Below are 22,424 nucleotides of genomic sequence, written 5' to 3'. Positions count from 1 at the left end.
TATAGTTTGCTTTTCAACGAAACAGGATATCGCCATGGAGCAGACTACCCGCACCCTCGGGGAAAAAAAACATATTGCGCTGGTCGCGCACGATCACTGTAAAGCCTCAATGATGGCGTGGGTCGACAGCCATAAAGCGCTGTTGCAGCACCATACGCTGTACGCAACCGGCACCACCGGCAATCTGATCCAGCGCGCCACCGGCCTGCCGGTTACCGCTATGCTAAGCGGCCCAATGGGCGGCGACCAGCAGGTAGGCGCGTTGATTTCGGAAGGCAAAATCGACGTGCTGATTTTCTTCTGGGATCCGCTGAACGCGGTACCGCACGATCCTGACGTCAAAGCGCTGCTGCGCCTGGCAACGGTCTGGAATATCCCTGTTGCGACCAATCGCACCACCGCCGACTTTATTATTCATTCTCCGCTGTTCGCACAGCCGCTTGATATTTCTATTCCTGACTATCAACGTTATTTGCAGGCGCGCCTGCAGTAGACGCCACGGGCGTGCCGGATTACGGCTTGCGTAACAGCGGCACGCCCATGCGTTTAAATTCTGCTACAAAGCCTGACGGCGCATCGCTGTCAAACAGCAGCCAAACCTGTTTTTTCGCCCGCGTAATGGCGACATAGGCCAAACGCCGCTCTTCGGCGTCGGGAAAATCTTCCGGCTGCGGCAGCAGCGCCTGCTCGATAACCGACTCTCTGGCAGCGGCCGGAAACCCATCCTCGCCGCTTTTTAATCCCAGCACCAGTACGTAATCTGCTTCCTGCCCCTTGCTGGCGTGTATCGTTGCAAAAGAAATATTCAGGCCCGGCCAGCGCGTCTTCGCTTTAGCCAGCAGCGTCGGTTGCTGGTAGTGGTAGCGCGCGAGGATCAGGATTTCTTCTTCCTGCGTGACGTAGCCGCTGAGCTTATTCAGCAGCGCTTCCAGCTGTGACTCAGGCAGCAACGAGAGCGCTTTTTTAGTGGCTTTGCTCAGGCTGTTCAGCGGCTTTTTCAGCTGGGACGGGTTGCGCTGGATAAAGTCATTGGCTATTTCGCCAATACGCTCGTTGAATCGCCAGGTCGTGTCCAGCACGCAGCGTTCGCCTTCGCCAAAATAATGATGAAAGGCGGTAGTGAGCGCCATTTCCGCGCCGCTAAAGCGATAAATCGCCTGCCAGTCATCGCCCACGGCGAACAGCGAAGTCTGACTGTTTTGCCTGCGCAGCGCCGCCAGCAGAGCCGCTCGCTGCGGCGACATATCCTGAAATTCATCGACCAGAATGTGCTTCCACGGGCTGATAAAGCGTCCTTTTTCCAACACGGCGATCGCCTGATGGATCAGCCCGGCGAAATCTACCGCGCCTTCTTCTTTCAGTGCGCTTTTCCAGGCTTTTAACAGCGGCGCCATCAGTTTAACTCGTTTGCTGAACAGCTCGCGAACCGCTTCCGGCGCGGATTCGATCATCGCGGCCTGCGCGCCGCCGTGCATCCGCATGAGCTCCAGCCAGCGCTCCAGACGCTCGCCGACTCTGTTGGCCAACGTCTCATCCTGCCAGTAAGCGCCTTCGTCCAGCTCCCAGCCCAAATCCTCATGAAGCCACTGCCGCCAGCCGCTGGCCTGCGCTTTTTTCTCGCTGCACTGTTGCTGCCAGGTTTCTGTCAGCAGCCTGCGCCTAAGCGCGCCGTCGGTTTCCAGCTTGCTAATCACTGGCGACCTGTTGCTGCCCTGCTGAATAATGTGCAGCGCCAGGGAATGAAAAGTGCGCGCTTCAACGTCATCACTACCGAGGCGCGTTTTAAGCCGGTGGTTCATTTCTTCCGCGGCCCGACGGCCAAATGACAACAGCAGAATTTGCTCTGCGGCAGCCGCTTTACGCATCAGCAGCCAGCCTGCACGCGCCACCAGCACCGAGGTTTTCCCGCTGCCCGCCCCGGCCAGCACCAGCACCGCTTCCTCGCCGTTGACTACTGCGCTGGCCTGGGAGGCGCTAAGCGGTGAACTTTCGACGCCGGCAAAAAAATCGGCATACTGCGCCAGCATTTTTTCCGTCCAGCGCCTGTTGCGCTGCTGACGCTGCGCCTCGCTGTTTTCCAGCCAGCGCTGACAGAAAAGGTATGCTTCGCGACAGGATTCAAACTCTTCAAGACGGCTGACGGGCAAAGGCTGAGAGGAGAAAGCATCCCGGATTTTTTCGCCCCAGTTCGCCACTTCCTGACGTTTCAGCCAGCGATCCTGCTGCTCAAACTCGCTCAGGCTGGCAACCTGCTGCTGTAAAACTTCGGCGGCGATCGGGCTCATCTGCTGGCTCCACGCCTGCCACGCCTGATTAAGGTAGTGATAAAAACGCTGCGTTTCCTGCCACTCCGTGCCGTGCAAACGCACCACTTTATTATCGGGCAGCGAAAACTCCAGCTCTCCCCAGACCAGTCCGCGCTTGCAGCGGATCGCCAACAGCTGGTTAAAAGGGATCAGGTATTCATGCTTCTGACCACTGACTTCGACGCCGGCTGCGAGCAGACGCACCCGATTATAGGGATGCTGCGCCAGATGCTTACCCAGCGAGGTTGCTTTCAGTTCCATAGAGGCTCTCGGGCTGCGGTTAATCTGCCGGACAGTTTACCCGGCAAGGATGTACCGCTCCAGCGTTAAAACACGGTATAATCAACGTATTGAATTTTCTTTTTTCGCGCAGCGCGAGGACCCTATCTGATGCGTACCGTTTTAAATATTTTAAATTTCTTTCTGGGCGGTTTTGTCACGACTTTCGGCTGGCTTGTTGCCACGCTGCTCAGCATCGTTTTCATTATTACGCTACCGTTAACCCGTTCCTGCTGGGAAATCACCAAGCTTTCGCTACTGCCGTTTGGCAACGAAGCGGTGCATGTGGATGAGCTTAATCCCGGCAAAAAAAATGTTTTGCTGAACTCCGGCGGCACCGTATTAAATATCGTCTGGTTTATTTTCTGCGGCTGGTGGCTTTGCGTCACCCATATCCTGGTAGGCATCGCGCAGTGTATTACGCTTATCGGTATCCCTACGGGCATCGCACACTTTAAGATCGCCGCTATCGCACTCTGGCCGGTCGGACGCCGCGTAGTCAGCGTTGAAGTCGCCAAAGCCGCCCGTGAAGCCAACGCCCGCAGCCGGTATAACTAACTATGCGTCTGTCGCTGTCGCCACGCCTGCGCCGCTATGCCTATAACAGCGCCCTGCTCTACAACCTGCGCATCTTTTTTGCGCTGGCCGGCACGGCGGGCGTGCCTTTATGGCTGGGCCAGATAACCTGGACTATCCCGCTAACGCTGGGCGTTGTGGCGGCAGCGCTGGCCGATCTTGACGATCGCCTCAGCGGCAGGCTGCGCAATTTATTGATCACCCTGGTTTGCTTTTGCGTGGCCTCCGTCTCGGTGGAGCTGCTTTCTCCTTTTCCCTGGCTGTTTACCCTTGGGCTGGCGCTGTCTACCTGGGGGTTTATCCTGCTCGGCGCGCTGGGTCAGCGTTACGCGACGATTGCTTTCGGCGCGCTGCTGATCGCTGTCTATACGCTGCTGGGGCTTGGTCTGTTTCCCCAGTGGTATTTGCAGCCCTCGCTGCTGTTGACGGGAGCTATCTGGTACAACCTGCTGACGCTGATCGGTCATCTGATTTTTCCCGTACGTCCGTTACAGGAGAATATTGCGCGCTGCTTTGAAGGCCTGGCGCGCTACCTGGAGGCGAAAGCAGGTCTCTTCGATCCAGACATCGAAGAGAATGACGACGCTTCGCTGATTGAAGCGGCAATGACCAATAGCCAGCTGGTCGCCACGCTGAATCAAACCAAGATTTCCATCCAGTCCCGGCTGCGTGGCGATCGCGGGCAGCGCAGCACGCGCCGCACACTGCACTATTATTTTGTGGCGCAGGATATTCACGAGCGCGCCAGCTCTTCCCACGCGCAATATCACGCCTTACGCAAAGAGTATCGCTACAGCGATATTCTGTTCCGCTTTCAGCGGCTGTTAACCATGCAGGCGCGCGCCTGCCAGCAGCTCTCCAACGCTATCTTGCTGCGCGAACCCTGGCAGCACGATCCGCGTTTTGAGCGCGCTTTTGTGCACCTTCAGGCCGCGCTGGAGCGCCTGAGTGCAAACCAACCCGCCAGCAGCGAACTTAAGGCTATGCACTACCTGCTGCATAACCTTAAGGCTATCGACGCCCAGCTGGCGACCATCGAGTCCGGGCAGGTTTTGCAGGACAACAGCGACGGACGTCTTTCCAGTGAAGGCCTGACCGGCTGGGCAGATATCCGTCTGCGCCTGAGTCGCCATCTTTCGCCGCAGTCGCCGCTTTTCCGGCACGCCGTGCGCATGTCGCTGCTGCTCTGTACCGGCTACGCTTTTATCCAGATCACCGGGCTGGAACACGGCTACTGGATCCTGCTGACCAGCCTGTTTGTCTGCCAGCCCAACTATAACGCGACGAAAAGGCGCCTGGCGCTGCGTATTGTCGGCACGCTGGCCGGTATAGCGATTGGTCTGCCGCTACTCTGGCTGATCCCCTCTGTTGAAGGACAGCTGATACTCATTGTGCTCACCGGCGTGCTGTTTTTCGCCTTCCGACAGTCGCAATATGCCTACGCCACGCTTTTTATCACCCTGCTGGTACTTTGCTGCTTTAACCTGCTTGGTGAGGGGTTCGAGATCGCGCTGCCGCGTATTATCGATACGCTGCTGGGCTGCGGCATAGCCTGGATCGCCGTGGCCTTTATCTGGCCCGACTGGCGTTTCCGCCAGCTTTCCGCCGTCGCGGATCGCACGCTTAATGCCAACTGCCGCTATCTGGACGCCATTCTGGTGCAGTATCACCAGGGCAAAGATAATCGCCTGGATTACCGCATTGCCCGGCGCGATGCGCACAACTGCGACGCCGAGCTGGCCTCAGTAGTGTCTAATATTTCGGCCGAAAAAAACGCCAGCGCGGGCCTGCGTGAAGACGCTTTCCGACTACTGTGCCTGAACCACTCTTTTCTCAGCTATATTTCCGCGCTGGGCGCCCATCGCGAGAAAATCACCAACCCGGCCATGCTGCAATTGATGGATGATGCGGTCTGCTACGTCGACGACGTGCTGCATATTGATATTGTTGATGAAGACAAAGCGGCCAGGCTGCTGGGCAATCTTTCTGCCCGCCTGGCAGCGGCGGAAGCGGCGCCGGACACAAAGGAGCCGCTGGTCTTACAGCAGGTTGGCCTGCTGGTTGCGCTGCTGCCGGAAATTGTTCGGTTGAAAAAAAAGGGGCTGGCCTAAGACTTTTGCTGCCTGGCCCGACGCCGCAGCGTTTCCTTATGCCACTGCCGAAGCTCGGTTTTGACGCTTTCCGGCAGCGCTTCGTAATGGCGGCCCGCGATCGCGCCTTCCAGCGCGAAAAGGACGTTGATGCCCAAATTATTGTTGCTGGCGTACAGCTTGAGCCAACAGCGTCTGGCGCCCTGCTCTTTGAGCATGGCGATAGTGCTGATGCCGACCTGACGTAGCAGCGTCTCGATGCGGATAGTCAAATTGGGCAAATCTTTCAGGCGCTGATTTTGCTGCTTTTGCGTTCGCTGCTGGCGTGCGCCCTGCAGGCAAAGCCGGGAGAGCGCCACCAGCTGCCCGTGCTCTTTCCACAGCGGGTCGTCCACCCGATAATAATCCAGCGCGACCGGCATCCCTCTTTTAGTAAAATGCAGAGGCTGCATCTTCCGCTCCACGATATAGGGCTTTACCTGCTCGCAGGCCCGCAGATAAAGCTCCCCTTCCGCTACCAGCGCGAACACCACGTTCTCTATCGACAGGCTGTAGCCGCCGAACTGGCTGCGGCATTCGATTTCGCCCAGTTCGGCAAGCTGGCGTCTGGCTTTTTCAATCTGTTTTTTTGACTGGCTCATCCTTTTCTCCCTGTATACAGAACACCCTCGTCCCTGTGAGAAATGAAAAGTATGCAATCGTGGTAACAGGTTCAATTACTAATTGCCGTTACAGCCGGTTTCATTGTGATTTTGCGAGACGTTATCAAAATTTAGGGTTGATCTTTGTTCACCGCCCTTATACTGTATATCCATACAGTGACCTGCGAGCAAAGCCGATATGCGTACTCATTCCATGAAATCTCATTCTGTTAACAGCCGTTTTCCTCAGCCCCGCTCTTCATCCCATAGCGAAGCGACTGGCCTGATCAGCGAACTGATCTACAGCGAGAATCAGCCGGGCATGACGCAAATGCTACTGCTCCCTTTGCTGCAACAGCTGGGCACGCAGTCCCGCTGGCAGCTATGGCTGACGCCGCAGCAAAAGCTGAGCCGCAGCTGGCTTGCGCGTTCCGGGCTGCCGCTTAATAAAGTGATGCAGGTCCAGGGGCAGGCCATTAATACGCTGGAGGCCATGATTAAAGCGCTGCAAACGGGGAACTACAGCGTGGTGCTGGGTTGGCTGCCTGAGGAACTGACCGAGGAAGATCGTCGTCGGCTCCATGACGCAGCGTTAAGCGGCCAGGCTTTAGGTCTGATTATGCGACCGGATCCGGTCGAAATTGTCGCGTGCAGACCCTTTAATGGGTTAAAAATTCAGTCGAGTTTGTATCATTAAGTAAAAATAAGAGTTTTCTCATCATAAACTTCTTCGCCGGGCATGATAAGCGTCTGATTATGCTATGACCCGGCGTGACAATGGTTTAGCCGCGTTTTTCCCGGAAGTTATCTCCCGCCGTCCTGTACGCAAATGTGTAAAAATGTGTACAAAACGCCGTTTTTTTTCAGACCGCCTTCACATCTTACTTGTAAGTTTGCTGGTACGTTGTAGACTTTACGTCGCCAGGGTGCTCAATAATCTCCCTTTTTTGGATGAGTCATAATCGAGCGTCATAACCCGGCGAAGGATTAAATCAAAGAGCTAATGAAAGCTCATTGCCTATTTGGATGATAACGAGGCGCAAAAATGAAAAAGACAGCTATCGCAATTGCAGTGGCACTGGCTGGCTTCGCTACCGTAGCGCAGGCCGCTCCTAAAGATGACACCTGGTATACCGGTGCGAAACTGGGCTGGTCTCAGTACCACGACACTGGTTACTACGGTAACGATTATGCGAACAACGACGGCCCAACTCACGAAAGCCAGCTGGGCGCAGGTGCCTTCGGTGGTTACCAGGCTAATCAGTACCTGGGCTTCGAACTGGGTTATGACTGGCTGGGTCGTATGCCTAACAAAGGCAATGTCGTAAACGGCGCATTCAAAGCACAGGGCATTCAGCTGGCTGCGAAACTGAGCTACCCAATCTATGACGATCTGGACGTGTACACCCGTCTGGGCGGCATGGTATGGCGCGCTGACTCCACGCAGAACAACAACGGTACTCGCATCAGCGATCACGACACCGGTGTTTCTCCGCTGGCAGCTGTAGGTGTTGAATACGCTGTAACCAAAAACTGGGCTACCCGTCTGGACTACCAGTGGGTTAACAACATCGGTGATGCAAACACCGTTGGTACCCGTCCAGATAACGCCATGCTGAGCGTAGGTGTTTCCTACCGTTTCGGCCAGGATGAAGCAGCGCCAGCACCGGCTCCGGCTCCAGCGCCAGCGCCAGTTGTTGAAACCAAGCGTTTCACCCTGAAATCAGACGTGCTGTTCACCTTCAACAAGGCGACTCTGAAGCCAGAAGGTCAGCAGGCTCTGGATCAGCTGTACACCCAGCTGAGCTCTCTGGATCCTAAAGACGGCAACGTCGTGGTTCTGGGCTTCACCGACCGTATCGGTTCTGACCAGTACAACCAGAAACTGTCTGAGAAACGTGCACAGTCCGTTGTTGACTACCTCGTGTCTAAAGGCATCCCTTCTAACAAGATCTCTGCACGTGGCATGGGTGAAACTAACCCAGTTACCGGCAACACCTGTGACAGCGTGAAAGGCCGTAACGCCCTGATCGAATGTCTGGGTCCAGACCGTCGCGTAGAAATCCAGGTTAAAGGCATCAAAGACGTGGTAACTCAGCCTCAGGGCTAAGTTTACGCTTTGATAAAAACCCCGCTTCGGCGGGGTTTTTTGTGGGCGCTATTTCGCGCTGCTGCTTATTGTCCCGCCGGCCGTAATTGCAGACCGTCGACAGGTCTAATCCGGCTTGCCCAGGATCGCCTGCAAATCCTGCCTGAGTGAAGACATCTGGCTGGCATATTTTTCTTTATGCTCTGCATCTTCTATCAGCTGCACAATGGTGTCCGAAAGCGTGACGTTTCGCCGCTGCGCCAGCGCGGCCAGCCGCTGCCAGACCAGATACTCCAGATCGATAGATTTCTTCCGCGTATGCTGATGTTCTGCATTAAAGTGACGCTTGCGGCGCGCGCGTATACTTTGCTTCATGCGGTTTTCCAGCGCCGGATTGATATGACGGGCAATCCATGTCGTTACCTCGCCAGGGCTGTGTTCTATCTCCAGCAGCTCACCGACGGCAGCCTGGGCCGCGCTTCGCTCCAGATAACGCGTGATCGCTTCACCTTCCCGGTGTTTTTTCACCAGGTATGTCCACTTCCATCCGCTTTCAAGGTTTTCCAGTTGCTGGTATTTCATCGGGATCTCATGCTAAACCTGTAACCTATTTAGAATAACAGCTTTTTTAACATAGCCGCACGGAAAACCAGAGCGAACTCGCAATTGCGGCCCGTAAGGGTGCAAAGAAGAACTCAGCGATGCTTAACAGGCTGAAATCTTGTATAATGGCGTATTACTCATTTTAAGAAAAAAACGATAACTTTGATCAACAACCAACTTGAATGGCGCGCCCTGCAGCCCGATACCGACAGCGTTCAGTCGCTTTTCTCCGAGCTTCCTGATGATCCCTGTTACTTTTCCGAAGTACAGTCACGCCTGTTCAATACGCTGAGCCTGCTGCTGGACAGCCAGGCAAAACTGCCGCTGATGCTGATCAAAACGCCGGAGCACCCGGAGTATCAGGCTCTGCTGCAGACCGTGATTTCAGGTTTTGATGATGAAAGCGTGACGCTGTACGGCGGTCATTATCATATTGACGGCGCGGCGGTCAGCTGGCGTCCGGCCGAGTCGGAGCAGGATAATTTTGCCTCGACGGGCGGCGTGCACAGCGCAGACTGGATTGAGGCGGAACAGCTGTTCGGCTGTTTCCGTCAGTACAATAATACGTTAACGCTTGAACCCGGACTGGTGCACAAGGCTAACGGTGGGACGCTGCTGCTTTCTTTACGCGCCCTGCTGGCCCAGCCGCTGCTCTGGCTACGTCTGAAGCAAATCCTCAGCACCCGCCAGTTTAGCTGGCATTCGCCCGATGAGTCCCGGCCGCTGCCGGTTGCCGTGCCGCCAATGCCGCTGCATTTTCGCCTTATCCTGACCGGTGAACGCGACGCGCTGGCTGATTTCCAGGAGATGGAGCCGGAGCTGGCGGCGCTGGCGTTCTATTCTGAATTTGAGGATAACATTCAGATCGTCGACGAGCAGTCGTTCGCTTTGTGGATCAAGTGGGCGCGTTCGGTCGCTGCTGATGAAGATCTGCTGATTGCAGACGATCTTTGGCCGGTGCTGATGCGTGAAGCGGTACGCTATACCGGCGACCAGGAAACGCTGCCGCTGTGTCCCGTCTGGCTGGCTCGCCAGTTCCAGGAGGCGGCGGCCAACAGCGATGAAAACCTGATCAACGGCGAACACCTTCAGGCGGCGCTGGATAATCGCGAGTGGCGCGAAGGCTTCCTTGCCGAGCGAATTCGTGACGAGATCCTGCTGGATCAGATCCTGATCGAAACCGAAGGCGAGGCGATTGGTCAAATCAACGCCCTTTCCGTTATCGAATTTCCCGGCCATCCCCGCGCCTTCGGCGAGCCTTCCCGCATCAGCTGTGTCGTACACGTGGGCGACGGCGAGTTCCATGACGTGGAGCGTAAAGCGGAGCTGGGCGGCAACATCCATGCCAAAGGCATGATGATTATGCAGGCATGGCTGATTGCGGAGCTGGAGCTTGATCAGCAGCTGCCTTTCTCCGCCTCGGTCGTGTTTGAACAATCCTATTCAGAAGTCGATGGCGACAGCGCATCGCTGGCCGAACTCTGCGCCCTGATCAGCGCGCTGTCCAGCCAGCCGATTACGCAACAGATTGCCGTGACCGGCTCGGTCGATCAGTTCGGTCGCGTGCAGCCAGTCGGCGGCCTGAACGAAAAGATCGAAGGCTTTTTCCATATCTGCCAGCAGCGCACGCTGAACGGCAGCCAGGGCGTTATCATTCCTGCGGCGAACGTGCGTCACCTTTGCCTGCAGCAGGAAGTGGTGGATGCCGTGCGGGAAGGAAAATTTCACGTCTGGGCGGTGGAAAGCGTGGAGGAAGCCCTTCCTCTCCTGACCAAAACCGAATGGGACAAAGAAGACGCGCCTTGTCTGCTAAGATCGATTCAGGAGCGCATTGCGCAAATAAACCAACAGGAAGGTCGGCAACGTCCGTGGCCGCTGCGCTGGCTGAACTGGTTTAACCAGAGCTAATCGGGCTTGCTCAGCTTACAGCTGTAAGCTAACCTTCGTGCTTCAATAAAATAAGGCTTATTAAGAACATGGTAGATAAACGCAAATCCTACTCAAAAGAAGACCTGATTGCCTCTGGTCGCGGTGAACTTTTCGGTGCCGAAGGCCCGCCGTTGCCGTCTGGCAACATGCTGATGATGGATCGCGTCATCGAGATGAATGAAGATGGCGGCAACTACGGTAAAGGCTTTGTGGAAGCGGAGCTGGATATCAATCCCGATCTGTGGTTCTTCGGCTGCCACTTTATCGGCGATCCGGTGATGCCAGGCTGTCTGGGTCTTGATGCGATGTGGCAGCTGGTAGGCTTCTATCTGGGCTGGCTGGGCGCGGAAGGTAAAGGCCGTGCGCTGGGCGTAGGCGAAGTTAAATTTACCGGCCAGGTTCTGCCAACGGCGAAAAAAGTCTCTTACCGTATTCACTTTAAGCGTGTTATTAACCGCAAGCTGGTGATGGGCGTAGCCGATGGCGAAGTGCTGGTGGATGGCAACGTTATCTATACCGCTACCGATCTGAAAGTGGGTCTGTTCAAGGACACCACCGCTTTTTAAGCGCGTTTAAAAGACGAAACCTCCGCCCGGGCGGAGGTTTTCCTTTTCAATAACAGAGCGGATTACGCGGTAACCGTCCTGTCCTCCATGGCCTGTCGCCAACCTCCCAACCAGTGAGATCTTGCATCTATCATTTGATAGGGACACATCTCTTTAGGGCGTCCGGTAATACCGGCCTGATAACCTCTGGAATGTGCCCGTTCGAGCCGATCTCGTTTCTGTCTCTTCATCATGCCTGTAATCCCCTCTTCAGGTCAGGTGGAATCTGGTGGAAAGAAATCAGTGAGTGCATACGCAGTCACAATTTAGTTCTAACGCCATTTTCGCTGAAGATCAACGCGCAAATTTCACGCCAATGTCATAAACCTGTGCGAGGATAGTGGAAACTTATCGCCTGAAAACTCTCCTGAAAACCAGATAACCTCCTGTATGGCAATAAAAAAAGCCCCGATTGTGCAATCTTCTGATTGTCGACAAACCGGGGCTTAGCGCCAGTGATTAATTTTTCTAATTAAGGCTGCGGATACCGTTAGCTATATCCTGCGCCTCCTGCTGCCAGCCTTCTGCCAGCGTTCTGACCAGCGCGTCGTAGCCATCCTCTTTCTGCGGCAGGGCCAGCGTAAACGAGCGCTTCACGATTTGCCCCTGATGCTCCAGCACCCAGTCGCCGCTGATCACCGCATGGCCGTCGTAACGACCGTGGAAGCCGGTCACCGTTACGTTGAGCGTATCCTGCTGCTGGCCCAGCGGTGAAGCCGAGACCAGCGAGCCGGGCAGCGCCTGGCTCAGGTTCGCCACCAGCGTTTGCTGTAGCTGCTGGTCGAGCGGGCTGGCCCAGAGGTTATTGGCAGCAATCGTATATTTCACGTCGCTGGTTTGGTAAACCAGCCCGTTACCGGACAAATAGTCCGGAACGGAAACATGCTGGACAAAAACCGCTGGCCGCGTGGCGTCAATGCTGCTGACGGCCGCGCCCTTCGCCGCCACAGGCAGCTGGTAATAGGTGGTATCGGACGTGCTGCTGCAGGCGCTCAGCGCCAGGGCCAAAGCCACAGGTAGCCATTTTTTCATTATTTCGCCCTCTTCGGCTGGGGATCCTGGCCGGGTTTTGCTTCAAACACCAGCGCATTGCTCTTGCTGTTCAACGTTTTCAGCACCGGCTGCAGTTCACGCAGCACCTGATTGAGCTGCTGCATATCGCCGACCAGTTTGCTGTAGGCCGGCGCGCCAGGCTGGAAGCCTTTCATGCTGGCGTTCAGCTCGCGCAGCGTTTTCTGCATATCGGCCGGTAGCTCTTTCATCGACTGGCTGCCGGTGATCTGGTTGATGTTATCCAGCGTTTTTTGCAGCTCGCGAATAGTGCGCTGGCTCTCTTTCAGCGTGCCCGTGGCCTGATTAATCATCGGGTTCAGCGGTAGCGAATTGATTTTATCCAGCGTATCCATCAGTTTCTGTTGGATCTGCGCCAGTCCGCCGCTGGTCGTTGGGATCAGCTCATAGCCCGCAAAAGAGGCCGGTCCTTTGAACGGTTTGGCATTGCTGTCAAAATCCAGATCGATATAGAGCGAGCCGGTCAGCAGGTTGGCCGACTTCAGCGAGGCGCGAAGACCCGCCTTTATACCGTCCTTCAGGTGCTGCTCAATATCAAAGTCCTTGCCCAGCATACTCTGGAAGCGGTCCGGCTCGATGCGGATCAGTACCGGAATGCGATAGTCGTTGCCCAGCTGCTGCGCGACTTTAGTGGATTTAAACGGCACTTCCGCGACCGTTCCCAGCCTTATGCCCCGGAACTCTACAGGCGCGCCCGGCTGCAGGCCGCGAATAGAATCGCTGAAGAACATCAGGAAGTCTTTATGCACGGTGTAGAGCGAATCCTGAATGCTGCGCTGATCGTCAAACAGCTTATATTCCGCTTTATTCGCCGCCGCCTGTCCCAGATCCCAGCCGTCCGGCACGTCAAAGCTGACGCCGCCGCTGAACAGCGTGGTCAGCGAGCCCATTTCAACCCGCATACCTGAAGCGGACATATCTACCGCGATGCCGCTATCCTTCCAGAAGCGCACGTTTGTCGTGACCAGCCGGTCATAAGGGGCGGCGATAAACAGCTGATAGGTCATCATACGTTTGTCGGCGTCGAACTGGCTGGTTTCCACCGAGCCTACGCGATAGCCACGGAACAGCACCGGATCGCCAGGGTTCAGCTGGCCCGCTTTTGCGCTGTCCAGCGTAATGCGTACCCCTTTGGCATCCGGCGGCGCCAGCGGCGGCGCATCCAGCAGCTTATACTGTTCGGGCTGTTCGCCTTTGCTGCCCGGCTGCAGCTCAATATAGGAGCCGGAAAGCAGCGTCCCCAGACCGGTAACGCCTTCGCGGCCGATGGTCGGTTTAACCACCCAGAACGCGCTGTCGCCTTTCAGCAGTTTTTCCATGCCGGCGTTAAGGCGCGCGGTAATTTTCACGTGCAGCAGATCGTCAGTCAGTACGGCGCTTTCTACCGTGCCGACATCAACGCTGCGGCTTTTAATCGCCGTTTTACCGCCTTCGATGCCTTCCGCGTTGGTGGTGATCAGCGTGACCAGCGGCCCCTGATGGGTGAAATGATAAACAAGGATCCACGCACCGATTAATACGGTGACAATGGGGATGATCCAGACTGGTGACCAACGTTTGATTCGATCAACCGTCGCCACGCCATGATTATTTTCCTGCAATGCCTGGCTCCTCTTTAGTTTGGGTACTGACACGATCCCAGGTCAGACGGGGGTCAAACGTCATGGCGGCGAACATCGTCAGGATCACCACCAGCGCAAACAGCAACGCCCCCGTCGCGGGATAAATATTCATTAGCTGGCCCATGCGCACCAGCGCGGAGAGCACAGCTATCACAAAGACATCAATCATTGACCAGCGGCCGACAAACTCCACCACCTCGTAGATTTTATGCATCCTTTCGCTGTCCTGATGCGGCTTGCTTCTGCCGTTGGCATCCCAGCAAAGCCAGCCGATAGCCAGCATTTTTAGCGAAGGCACCATGATACTGGCGATAAAAATCACCAGCGCAACCGGATAGGATCCTTCTCCCCACAGCAATACCACGCCCGCCATAATGGTAGACGTCGTTTTGCTGCCAAGGGATTCCGTGATCATAATTGGCAGCAGGTTAGCGGGAATATATAAAAGCAGTGAGGTCAGCAGCAGCGCCATTGTCCATTGCAGGCTGTGCCTGCGCCGGGCGTGACCGCGCGTGCCGCAGCGTGAACAGGAGAGTTGTCCGACCGGCAGTATCGCTGTACAGCAGCTACAGGAACGCAGATCCTGCGCCAGGCCGCTGATGGCAGGCACCGGTTTCGCCGGCAACGCAGGCAGAGGCGCAATGCGCTGCCACATCCAGCGGCGATCGACGCACTGAAAAGCGCGCAGCTGCAGCACGCAGAACAAACACCAGGGAATAAAACTGGTGCCGATGCCGATATCGCCGTAGGCCATCAGTTTGACAAAGCTGACCAGCACGCCGGCCAGGAAAATTTCCGCCATGCCCCAGGTTTTGATCTGAAACAGCGCGCGCGCCATCGCTTTTTTTAACGGCGTGGGCAGATTAACCGGGTTCACCAGCAGCAGGATAATAAGCATACAGAGCGCGGGCACGGCCTGCACGAACAGCAGAAACAGCGTCGCCAGGCTGCTGTAATCCACCGAAACCATGACCTGCGGGATACGCATCAGCGTAATTTCGCTGCTCATCCCCGCCACGTGCATATTGACGAACGGAAACAGGTTCGCCAGAAGCAGCATAAACAGCGCCGCCAGCGCATAGCCGGTTGGCCGCTTGCGCGGCTCATCCCAGTTCATGACCAGCGTGGTATCACAGCGCGGGCAGCTGGCTTTGCTGCCCGGCGTGAGAGGCGGCAACTGTGTCATCAGGTCGCACTGCGGGCAAAGCATCCACTGGTCGGCCTGGTGCGATGAACACATAGATTACCTCGGGGTTATTGGTTTTTCAGCGATTCCAGGTATTCCCAGCGCTCGAAAGCCTTTTCCAGCGCCTGTTCGGCTTCGGCAAGCGCATCCAGTACCGGCTGGGTCACGTCGTGCGGCTGGCCAAAGAAGCTGGCGTCGGCCACCTTCGCCTGCAGCGAGGCCAGCTCGTTCTCCAGCTGCTCCATCTTCTGCGGCATCTGCTCCAGCTCGCGCTGCAGGTTATAACTCATCTTAGCCGCCGGACGCTTTGCCGGATCGCTTTTTACGGTTTCCTGACGCGTGGCCGGCGCGCTTTGCGCCGCGCTGCGGGTTTGCTTGTAGGCGGTGCGCTGCAGCTGAGCATCATGATAGCCGCCGACAAAGGCGCCGATCTCGCCCTGGCCTTCAAAAATCCAGCACTCGGTAACAGTATTATCGACAAACTGACGATCGTGGCTGACCAGCAGCACCGTGCCCTGATAGCCGTCGATCAGCTCTTCCAGCAGTTCCAGCGTTTCCACGTCCAGATCGTTGGTCGGTTCATCGAGGATCAGCAGGTTGCTGGGCTTCAGGAACAGGCGCGCCAGCAGCAGGCGGTTACGCTCTCCGCCCGACAGCGCACGTACTGGCGTCATGGCACGCTTAGGGTGGAACAGGAAGTCCTGCAGATAGCCCAGCACGTGGCGCGGCTTGCCGTTCACCATCACTTCCTGCTTGCCTTCCGCCAGGTTATCCATCACCGTGCGATCGGGGTCGAGTTCCGTCCGGTGCTGATCGAAATAGGCCACTTCAAGCTTGGTGCCGATATGCACGCGACCGCTGTCCGGTTTCAGCTGATCGAGCATCAGCTTCAGCAGCGTAGACTTGCCGCAGCCGTTCGGGCCGATCAGCGCAATTTTGTCGCCGCGCTGCACCTGGCGGGAGAAATCCTTCACCAGCTGTTTGCCCGCCACGCCGTAGCTGACGTTTTCCAGTTCAAAGACGATTTTGCCGGAGCGGCTCGCCTCTTCCACCTGCATATTGGCTTTGCCCATCACTTCGCGGCGTTCGGCGCGCTCGTTGCGCAATGCTTTCAGCGCGCGGACGCGTCCTTCGTTACGGGTACGACGGGCTTTGATGCCCTGACGGATCCAGACTTCTTCCTGCGCCAGCTTGCGGTCGAATTCGGCGTTCTGCATCTCTTCCACGCGCAGCGCTTCTTCTTTGCCCAGCAGGAACTGATCGTAGTCGCCCGGCCAGGAAACCAGCTTGCCGCGATCGAGGTCAACGATACGCGTCGCCATATTGCGGATAAACGAACGGTCGTGCGAGATAAAGATAATGCTGCCCTGGAAAGTTTTCAGGAAGGTTTCCAGCCAGTCGATGGTTTCGATATCCAGGTGGTTGGTCGGCTCGTCCAGCATCAGCACGCGCGGATTGCTGACCAGCGCGCGGCCCAGCGCCGCTTTACGCAGCCAGCCGCCGGACAGCGAGGAGAGCGGCGCATCGCCGTCCAGGCCGATCTGCTTCAGCACGTCCTGAATACGCGTTTCCAGCTGCCACAGGTTCTGGTGATCGAGAATGCTTTGCAGCCTGCCCATTTCGTTCAGGTTTTTCTCGCTGGGATCGCTCATTACCAGATGCGAAATCGCATGATAGGCCTTCAGGTACTCGGCCTGTTCATTCACGCCTTCGGCAACGAAGTCATACACCGAGCCTTTTACGTTACGCGGCGGATCCTGTTGCAGGCGCGCGATAACCAGGTCCTGCTCATAAATGATGCGCCCATCGTCCAGCGGCTGCTCGCGGTTGATGATTTTCATCAGCGTTGACTTGCCCGCGCCGTTGCGCCCTACCAGACAGACGCGCTCGTTCTCTTCAATATGCAGCTCGGTGTTATCCAACAGCGGCGCGTCGCTGAATGAGAGGTAAGCGCCATGAATACTGATCAGTGACATAAAACTTATTCCTTACCGGCGTGAGTAATCAGCCAGCAGTTATGAATTTGACGGTTGCGGGCGAAGTCCTGCGACTGCGTTTTCGCGGTAATTTCTTCAGCGTGCAGCTGAAGATCGGCCAGGCCTTCCAGATCCATTTTGAAGCCGCGCTTGTTGTTGGAGAACATGACGGTGCCGTTTTTGCGCAGCAGCCTTTTCAGATCTTTCATCAACAGCAGATGATCGCGCTGCACGTCAAAACTCTCTTCCATTCTTTTCGAGTTCGAGAAGGTTGGCGGATCGATAAAGATCAGATCGAACTGCTCGTCGGACTCGCGCAGCCAGCTCAGGCAATCTGCCTGCATCAGGCGGTGCTGGCGGCCGGTCAGGCCGTTCAGACGCAGGTTGCGTTCTGCCCATTCCAGATAGGTGCGCGACATATCCACCGTGGTGGTGCTTTTGGCGCCGCCCAGTCCGGCATGCACGCTGGCGCTGCCGGTATAGGCAAACAGGTTCAGGAAGTCTTTGCCCTTGCTCATCTGCCCAAGCATTTTACGCGCGATGCGGTGATCCAGGAACAGGCCGGTATCCAGATAGTCGGTGAGATTTACCCACAGCTTCGCGTTAAACTCGGAAACCTCGAAGAAGTCGCCCTTTTCGCCCAGCTTCTGATACTGGCTTTTGCCTTTCTGCCGCTCGCGGGTTTTCAGCACCAGACGGTTTGCCGGCAGATCCAGCACGCTGAGCGTGGCGGCAATAACGTCAAACAGGCGCTGACGGGCTTTAGACGGCTCGATGGTCTTCGGCGGCGCATACTCCTGCACCACCACCCACTCGCCATAGCGATCGACAGCGACGTTGTAGTCCGGCAGATCGGCATCGTAAATGCGGTAGCACTCAATGCCTTCCTGACGCGCCCATTTTTCCAGCTTCTTCAGGTTTTTACGCAGGCGGTTAGCGTAGTCTTCCGCAATCTGCGCCACGCCGGAGGTATTCACTCCCAGCTGATAGTTTTTCTGTACGCAGTCCAGCGGGCCGTTTTTCGCCTTGAACTGGCGTTCAGCACGCAGCTGCAGGCAGCTCAGCAGCTCCGGCGACGCGCTGAACAGCGACAGGTTCCAGCCGCCGAAATGCTGTTTCATCAGGCGTCCCAGCTGGCTGTGCAGCGCAATCAGGGCCGGTTCGCTTTCCAGACGTTCGCCGTAAGGCGGGTTGCTCAGCACGGTGCCGGTTGGCCCTTCCGCCAGCGGATTGGTCAGCTTCAGCACGTCCTGGGTGGTAAAGCTGATAAGCTCCGCCAGGCCTGCACGACGGGCGTTAACGCGCGCGCGTTCAATGACGCGGGAGTCGTTATCGTAACCATAAAAACGGGACGTCGTTTCCTGAAGCCCGCGACGAGCGCGCACTTTCGCTTCGCTGGTCACTTCACGCCACAGCGCCTCGTCGAATTTGTTCCAGCCGGTAAAGCCCCAGTGGGTGCGATGCAGGCCAGGCGCGCGATCGCTGGCGATCATCGCCGCTTCAATCAGCAGCGTGCCCGAGCCGCACATAGGATCGACCATCGGCGTGCCCGCCTGCCAGCCGGAGCGCTGCACGATAGCCGCCGCCAGGTTTTCCTTGAGCGGCGCCATGCCGGTTTGCTGGCGATAGCCGCGCTGGTGCAGGCCTTCGCCGCTCAGATCCAGCGCAATGCTGGCATTGTCTTTGTTCAGCCAGACGTTAACGCGGATATCCGGCTGCTCGCGATCCACATCCGGTCGCGCCAGGTTTTTGCGGGTAAAGCTGTCCACGATGGCGTCTTTGACTTTAAGCGCGCCGTACTGGCTGTTGCGGATCACTTCATTCAGCCCGCTGAAATGCACGGCAAAGGTTTTATCGCTGCCGAACAGCGCCGGCCAGTCGATAGCCTGTACGCCCAGATAGAGATCCAGGTCGCTGTATACGCCGCATTCGGTCAGCGGCAGCAGGATGCGGGAAGCCAGGCGGCTCCACATCAGGCTCTGATACATCAGACGATCGTCGCCCTGAAAATGTACGCCGCCCTGGACAATCTGGCAGGCCTCGGCCCCCAGCGCTTCCAGTTCACTTTTTAACAGCTCTTCGAGCCCACGCGCCGTACTGGCAAACAGAGAATTCATAACATCACTTATCATCTGGAAAATTGCTGCGCATTATAGCTAATCCGGGGCGCATGTCATAAAGTTAGCTTCTTTTCGTCAGCCGCTCCCGGCTCTTTTTTTGCGCTGGCGTTTTCTTCCCTGCTGGAGAGCACCATGATTAGCCTGTCCCGTCTGTTTATTCATCCCGTAAAATCCATGCGTGGCACGCAGGTTTCTCATGCTCAGGCGCTTGCCAGCGGCCTGGCCTTCGATCGTATTTTTATGCTTACCGAGGCGGACGGCACCTTTATTACAGCGCGTCAGTATCCTGAAATGGTGCTTTTTACGCCCGCACTGCTGCCGGACGGTCTGCTGCTGGCGGCGCCGGACGGCAGCAGCGCCACCGTGCGCTTTGCGGATTTCGCCGCCGAGCCTGCGCCGGTGGAAGTCTGGGGCAACCATTTCACCGCGCTGATTGCGCCTGCGCCAATCAACAGCTGGCTGAGCGGCTTTTTTCCGCGTCCCGTACAGCTTCGCTGGGTAGGACCGGAGATGACCCGGCGCGTGCAGCGATTTAGCGAGGTGCCGCTGGGCTTTGCCGACGGCTATCCTTATTTGCTGATTAATGAGGCCTCGCTGCACGATTTACGTAAGCGTTGCCCGGCCGGCGTAAAGCTGGAGCAGTTCCGTCCAAACCTGGTGGTAACGGGCACGACGGCATGGGCGGAAGATCGCTGGGCAACGGTGCGCATCGGCGGCATCCTTTTTGACGCACCGAAACCTTGCAGCCGCTGCATTTTTACCACTGTCAGCACGGAGCGCGGCCGCAGGCATCCCACCGGCGAGCCGCTGACTACCCTGCAAAAATTCCGTACCGCGATGGATGGCAGCGGCGATGTCGATTTTGGTATCAACCTGGTGGCACGCACCAGCGGCATCGTGCGGGTGGGTGACGAGCTGGAGGTGGTTGCCGATAAACCGGCACGCCTGTATGGCGCGGGTGAAGTGGCGGAATCGCTGGAAGCGGTTGCCGCAGCGCAGGAAAGCGTCACCCTCAGCTGGGAAGGCGAGCGCTTCAGCGGCAACAATCAGCAGGTTTTACTGGAGCAGCTGGAGATGCAGGGTTATCGCATCCCCTACTCCTGCCGTGCGGGCGTTTGCGGCAGCTGCCGCGTCCGGCTGGCGTCCGGCCAGGTTCGCGCGCTGAAGAAAGGCGCGCTGCGCGAGGACGGCACGCTGTTAAGCTGTAGCTGCGTCCCGGACGGCGACCTGGTGCTGTTGGCGCGTTAAACGGCGCGGGCGAAGGTGAAAATATGCTGGCTGATGGCGGGCAGCAGGCGATCGTGCATCACCTTGATAGCATCGCCCAGCACCATCGTTTTGCCGCCCAGCTGCAGCTCCGGCTGCGCCAGCAGGCACAGCGCGGCATTTTCGCCCGCTTCCACCACCAGCAGCGTGGCTTCTTCGCCCGTTTCGCACAGGCGCACCGCTACCAGCTCGCCATCCTGCGGCGTACAGTGACGCGGATGCGCGGAAAAGTGCCAGCTTTTTGGCATCTGCGGCTTCAGAAAACGCAGGGCAACCAGCGCGTTCAGCACCAGCTCGGTACGCTGCCATTCGGTCAGGTCGCACGTCAGGCATTTTTCTGCGAAGGTGGAAAACAGGGCGGCGTCGTCGACGGAGAATTGTGCGGCGTTAAAGGCATCGGGCGTCAGCATTTTACGAGGGAAGCGTGAGCGGAACAGCGCGCCTTCCGCCATAGCCAACATCATGCGTTCCTGTTCGTCATCGAAGAACCAGCGCCAGCTGTCGTCAGGTTTAATCCTCATGAAGTATCCCGTAATGATCGTCAGGTCGGCTATTTATCGCGAGGTCAGCGAACACGCGATCCGCCCCGTGCCAAAATAGTCTGAATAATGCATAAACAGGAGAAAATATAAACGAGCCAGAGGGGAAAATAAACCCCCTGGCCCCGTTAAGCCTGCATTTAATCAAATATGACTGACAATTTCTTTAATCAGCGGCGGCCCTTTGTAAATAAAACCGGAATATATCTGCACCAGCGAGGCGCCCGCCGCCATTTTTTCTTTGGCTGCCACCAGCGAATCTATGCCGCCTACGCCGATAATCGGCAGCCGGCCCTGCAGTTCCTGCGAGAGACGGCGAATGATTTCCGTACTTTTCAGCTGTACCGGACGCCCGCTCAGGCCGCCCGTTTCTTCGCTGTATTTCAGGCCGCTAACCAGCGAACGATCCAGCGTGGTATTGGTAGCGATCACGCCATCAATATTATGCCGCACCAGGCTGTCGGCAATTTGGATAAGTTCTTCTTCAGCTAAATCCGGCGCAATTTTGACCGCTACCGGCACATATTTTTGATGCTGATTTTCCAGCGCCTGTTGTTTGTGCTTAATCGCCTGCAAAAGATCGTCCAGCGCTTCACCATATTGCAGCGTGCGTAACCCTGGCGTATTCGGCGATGAGATGTTGATCGCAATATAACCTGCATAAGGATAAACTTTCTCCATACAGATTAAATAATCTTCTTTACCCATTTCGACCGGCGTATCTTTATTTTTGCCGATATTGATGCCCAGAATGCCGTCGAAGCGAGCCTGCCTGACATTATTGACCAGCTGGTCCACGCCCAGATTATTGAATCCCATACGATTAATAATGCCTTCCGCCTCTCTGATGCGGAACATACGCGGCTTATCGTTCCCCGCCTGCGGTCGTGGCGTCACGGTGCCGACTTCAATAAAGCCAAAGCCCATTGCGCCGAAGGCGTCAATACATTCACCGTTCTTATCCAGCCCCGCCGCCAGGCCCAGCGGGTTTTTGAACGTCAGCCCCATGCAGTTAACGGGCTTAAAAGGAAGAGTTTGTCGAACCAGATGAATAAGCGGCGTTCCGGTTATCCGGTGCAGCTGCTGAAGGGTCAATTCGTGCGCACGCTCGGCGTCGAGCTGAAAAAGCGCGTTACGAACCAGGTTATACATGATCGCTCCTGAGTAGCCCATAATGCCGGGCCGGAAAAGGACTAACGGTTGCCTCAGCAACCCTGAAAACTGTGCGGTCGACACGCCTTCTTCGCTTTTATACGTTATCAGATACAAAGAACAGCGGCCTTCGACATGCGCAGCAACGCTGCAGGCGCGGGGGAAAATGGTAAAGTCCTTTGCCGGGAAAGTAAAACGTTTGCGTGCCCCCATCCCTCTCTTTTTCCGCGCTTTCCTGTTATCTGTTTTTCGCTTAGTCAAAAAGTAACTTAAATATGCCGGATAAATCATTTAAGGCGTCCGTCACACTCTGCCAGGATAGTTCCATAAGTTCAGGAATTATTTTAATCAATAACTTTTGGTTATAAGGAGAG

General features: G+C 56.5%; 19 protein-coding genes. 8 read left to right on the top strand and 11 right to left on the bottom strand.

The window, feature by feature from the left end; genetic code table 11:
- Nucleotides 1–34: 34 nt before the first annotated feature.
- On the top strand, nt 35–493 hold the full coding sequence (locus ACA373_RS01170) for a methylglyoxal synthase (protein WP_253454669.1): 459 nt from the start codon (nt 35–37) through the stop codon (nt 491–493).
- 19 nt (nt 494–512) lie between these two features.
- Here ACA373_RS01170 and helD read toward each other — a convergent pair whose 3' ends face one another.
- Complete coding sequence (helD, locus tag ACA373_RS01165; RefSeq protein ID WP_253454670.1) at nt 513–2,567, bottom strand: DNA helicase IV; 2,055 nt, start codon at nt 2,565–2,567, stop codon at nt 513–515.
- Between the two features lie 129 nt (nt 2,568–2,696).
- Between helD and ACA373_RS01160 the strand changes: the two genes are divergently transcribed.
- A complete protein-coding gene (locus ACA373_RS01160; RefSeq protein WP_253454671.1) occupies nt 2,697–3,143 on the top strand; it encodes a YccF domain-containing protein in 447 nt (148 codons plus the stop codon).
- Nucleotides 3,144–3,145: 2 nt separating this feature from the next.
- Complete coding sequence (yccS, locus tag ACA373_RS01155; RefSeq protein WP_369894882.1) at nt 3,146–5,272, top strand: YccS family putative transporter; 2,127 nt, start codon at nt 3,146–3,148, stop codon at nt 5,270–5,272.
- Here yccS and ACA373_RS01150 read toward each other — a convergent pair.
- The gene (locus tag ACA373_RS01150) at nt 5,269–5,892 is read right to left on the bottom strand and encodes a TfoX/Sxy family DNA transformation protein (protein WP_301729757.1); all 624 of its coding nucleotides are present in this window, start codon (nt 5,890–5,892) and stop codon (nt 5,269–5,271) included. The genes yccS and ACA373_RS01150 overlap by 4 nt on opposite strands.
- Before the next feature lie 199 nt (nt 5,893–6,091).
- Between ACA373_RS01150 and sulA the strand changes: the two genes are divergently transcribed.
- Nucleotides 6,092–6,589 (top strand): SOS-induced cell division inhibitor SulA, encoded by a 498-nt coding sequence (gene sulA / locus ACA373_RS01145; protein WP_253454674.1) that lies wholly within the window; start codon nt 6,092–6,094, stop codon nt 6,587–6,589.
- Nucleotides 6,590–6,937: 348 nt separating this feature from the next.
- Complete coding sequence (ompA, locus tag ACA373_RS01140) at nt 6,938–8,002, top strand: porin OmpA (RefSeq protein ID WP_301251195.1); 1,065 nt, start codon at nt 6,938–6,940, stop codon at nt 8,000–8,002.
- Nucleotides 8,003–8,107: 105 nt separating this feature from the next.
- On the opposite strand, the gene matP is transcribed toward ompA, so the two are convergent.
- Nucleotides 8,108–8,563 carry a macrodomain Ter protein MatP gene (gene matP, locus ACA373_RS01135; RefSeq protein WP_370733885.1) on the bottom strand — a complete coding sequence of 152 codons (456 nt, stop codon included), beginning with the start codon at nt 8,561–8,563 and terminating at the stop codon, nt 8,108–8,110.
- A 183-nt stretch (nt 8,564–8,746) separates the two neighbouring features.
- Between matP and ACA373_RS01130 the strand changes: the two genes are divergently transcribed.
- Complete coding sequence (locus ACA373_RS01130) at nt 8,747–10,492, top strand: AAA family ATPase (protein WP_370733884.1); 1,746 nt, start codon at nt 8,747–8,749, stop codon at nt 10,490–10,492.
- A 68-nt stretch (nt 10,493–10,560) separates the two neighbouring features.
- Nucleotides 10,561–11,079 (top strand): bifunctional 3-hydroxydecanoyl-ACP dehydratase/trans-2-decenoyl-ACP isomerase, encoded by a 519-nt coding sequence (gene fabA, locus ACA373_RS01125; protein WP_125288691.1) that lies wholly within the window; start codon nt 10,561–10,563, stop codon nt 11,077–11,079.
- Nucleotides 11,080–11,141: 62 nt separating this feature from the next.
- Here fabA and rmf read toward each other — a convergent pair whose 3' ends face one another.
- The 6 genes from rmf to rlmKL form a co-directional block, all read right to left on the bottom strand.
- Nucleotides 11,142–11,309: a ribosome modulation factor gene (rmf, locus tag ACA373_RS01120; RefSeq protein ID WP_125288886.1), complete on the bottom strand. Its 168-nt coding sequence runs from the start codon at nt 11,307–11,309 to the stop codon at nt 11,142–11,144.
- Between the two features lie 277 nt (nt 11,310–11,586).
- The gene (pqiC, locus tag ACA373_RS01115; protein ID WP_370733883.1) at nt 11,587–12,150 is read right to left on the bottom strand and encodes a membrane integrity-associated transporter subunit PqiC; all 564 of its coding nucleotides are present in this window, start codon (nt 12,148–12,150) and stop codon (nt 11,587–11,589) included.
- A complete protein-coding gene (gene pqiB, locus ACA373_RS01110; RefSeq protein WP_253454678.1) occupies nt 12,150–13,790 on the bottom strand; it encodes an intermembrane transport protein PqiB in 1,641 nt (546 codons plus the stop codon). Before pqiB ends, pqiC begins: the two co-directional genes overlap by 1 nt.
- Entirely contained in the window at nt 13,777–15,051 is a 1,275-nt protein-coding gene (gene pqiA / locus ACA373_RS01105) for a membrane integrity-associated transporter subunit PqiA (RefSeq protein ID WP_253454679.1), read from the bottom strand. Before pqiA ends, pqiB begins: the two co-directional genes overlap by 14 nt.
- Before the next feature lie 14 nt (nt 15,052–15,065).
- Entirely contained in the window at nt 15,066–16,973 is a 1,908-nt protein-coding gene (locus ACA373_RS01100; protein ID WP_253454680.1) for an ABC transporter ATP-binding protein, read from the bottom strand.
- Between the two features lie 5 nt (nt 16,974–16,978).
- Nucleotides 16,979–19,090, bottom strand: a complete 2,112-nt coding sequence (rlmKL, locus tag ACA373_RS01095; protein WP_370733882.1) for a bifunctional 23S rRNA (guanine(2069)-N(7))-methyltransferase RlmK/23S rRNA (guanine(2445)-N(2))-methyltransferase RlmL — start codon at nt 19,088–19,090, stop codon at nt 16,979–16,981.
- 135 nt (nt 19,091–19,225) lie between these two features.
- Between rlmKL and ACA373_RS01090 the strand changes: the two genes are divergently transcribed.
- Nucleotides 19,226–20,341: a YcbX family protein gene (locus tag ACA373_RS01090; protein WP_370733881.1), complete on the top strand. Its 1,116-nt coding sequence runs from the start codon at nt 19,226–19,228 to the stop codon at nt 20,339–20,341.
- Here the strand turns inward: ACA373_RS01090 and ACA373_RS01085 are convergent.
- Both ACA373_RS01085 and pyrD read right to left on the bottom strand, forming a co-directional pair.
- On the bottom strand, nt 20,338–20,880 hold the full coding sequence (locus ACA373_RS01085; RefSeq protein ID WP_253454683.1) for a cell division protein ZapC: 543 nt from the start codon (nt 20,878–20,880) through the stop codon (nt 20,338–20,340). The two genes, ACA373_RS01090 and ACA373_RS01085, sit on opposite strands and share 4 nt — an antisense overlap.
- A gap of 162 nt (nt 20,881–21,042) precedes the next feature.
- Nucleotides 21,043–22,053, bottom strand: a complete 1,011-nt coding sequence (gene pyrD, locus ACA373_RS01080) for a quinone-dependent dihydroorotate dehydrogenase (protein WP_253461041.1) — start codon at nt 22,051–22,053, stop codon at nt 21,043–21,045.
- Between the last annotated feature and the right edge of the window lie 371 nt (nt 22,054–22,424).

It is taken from the genome of Erwinia sp. STN24, from assembly GCF_041320675.1.
Lineage (GTDB): Bacteria > Pseudomonadota > Gammaproteobacteria > Enterobacterales > Enterobacteriaceae > Erwinia > Erwinia aeris.
The sequence above is the reverse complement of the archived record's forward strand: the minus strand, read 5'-3'. Positions and strand labels throughout refer to the sequence as shown.

Bases quoted from the DNA above. Each gene is read 5' to 3' on its own strand.
- matP (WP_370733885.1), bottom strand. From the start codon at position 8,563: ATGAAATACCAGCAACTGGAAAACCTTGAAAGCGGATGGAAGTGGACA.
- ACA373_RS01150 (WP_301729757.1), bottom strand. From the start codon at position 5,892: ATGAGCCAGTCAAAAAAACAGATTGAAAAAGCCAGACGCCAGCTTGCC.
- pqiA (WP_253454679.1), bottom strand. From the start codon at position 15,051: ATGTGTTCATCGCACCAGGCCGACCAGTGGATGCTTTGCCCGCAGTGC.
- ACA373_RS01170 (WP_253454669.1), top strand. From the start codon at position 35: ATGGAGCAGACTACCCGCACCCTCGGGGAAAAAAAACATATTGCGCTG.
- ACA373_RS01090 (WP_370733881.1), top strand. From the start codon at position 19,226: ATGATTAGCCTGTCCCGTCTGTTTATTCATCCCGTAAAATCCATGCGT.
- ACA373_RS01100 (WP_253454680.1), bottom strand. From the start codon at position 16,973: ATGTCACTGATCAGTATTCATGGCGCTTACCTCTCATTCAGCGACGCG.
- rlmKL (WP_370733882.1), bottom strand. From the start codon at position 19,090: ATGAATTCTCTGTTTGCCAGTACGGCGCGTGGGCTCGAAGAGCTGTTA.
- fabA (WP_125288691.1), top strand. From the start codon at position 10,561: ATGGTAGATAAACGCAAATCCTACTCAAAAGAAGACCTGATTGCCTCT.
- ACA373_RS01160 (WP_253454671.1), top strand. From the start codon at position 2,697: ATGCGTACCGTTTTAAATATTTTAAATTTCTTTCTGGGCGGTTTTGTC.
- helD (WP_253454670.1), bottom strand. From the start codon at position 2,567: ATGGAACTGAAAGCAACCTCGCTGGGTAAGCATCTGGCGCAGCATCCC.
- ACA373_RS01085 (WP_253454683.1), bottom strand. From the start codon at position 20,880: ATGAGGATTAAACCTGACGACAGCTGGCGCTGGTTCTTCGATGACGAA.
- sulA (WP_253454674.1), top strand. From the start codon at position 6,092: ATGCGTACTCATTCCATGAAATCTCATTCTGTTAACAGCCGTTTTCCT.
- rmf (WP_125288886.1), bottom strand. From the start codon at position 11,309: ATGAAGAGACAGAAACGAGATCGGCTCGAACGGGCACATTCCAGAGGT.
- yccS (WP_369894882.1), top strand. From the start codon at position 3,146: ATGCGTCTGTCGCTGTCGCCACGCCTGCGCCGCTATGCCTATAACAGC.
- ompA (WP_301251195.1), top strand. From the start codon at position 6,938: ATGAAAAAGACAGCTATCGCAATTGCAGTGGCACTGGCTGGCTTCGCT.
- pqiC (WP_370733883.1), bottom strand. From the start codon at position 12,150: ATGAAAAAATGGCTACCTGTGGCTTTGGCCCTGGCGCTGAGCGCCTGC.